This window comes from Pseudoalteromonas luteoviolacea (assembly GCF_021654285.1).
Taxonomy (GTDB): domain Bacteria; phylum Pseudomonadota; class Gammaproteobacteria; order Enterobacterales; family Alteromonadaceae; genus Pseudoalteromonas; species Pseudoalteromonas luteoviolacea_J.
In genome coordinates this window covers 1-408 of sequence record NZ_JAKFZS010000112.1, presented here as the reverse complement: position 1 = coordinate 408, position 408 = coordinate 1, and the positions used below count along the sequence as shown (strand labels likewise).

Below are 408 nucleotides of genomic sequence, written 5' to 3'. Positions count from 1 at the left end.
GGGCAACGCAGCAACTGCGGTGACAGACACTGCAGCGCTTGATAAAACCAAGCCGACGGTAACCACTTTTAGTGCCTCAGACACCAACCTTAAAGCGGGTGAAACAGCGACGATTTCTATTGTCTTGAGCGAAGCCAGTACGACCTTTACTTCATCAGACATCACCGTATCAGGTGGCTCACTGAGCAACTTCAGTGCGACTTCAAGTACACAATATAGCGTGCTCTTTACGCCCTCGGCGGATTCAGAGGCCAATGCCACGTTAGACATTGCGGCAGATACCTTTAGCGATGCAGCTGGCAATAACAACACCGCAGCGACACAGCTGCCCATCACGGTGGATACCAAAGCGCCAACGGGTCACAGTGTGTCACTGGGCGATGCGTTATATTCCAATACCGAGAAAAC

At 51.7% G+C, this 408-nt stretch carries 1 protein-coding gene; it reads left to right on the top strand.

Annotation, left to right across the window (positions count from 1 at the left end):
- Positions 1–408, top strand: a 408-nt coding sequence (locus L1077_RS27240; protein ID WP_237139893.1) for an Ig-like domain-containing protein, incomplete at both ends; no start/stop codon positions are given.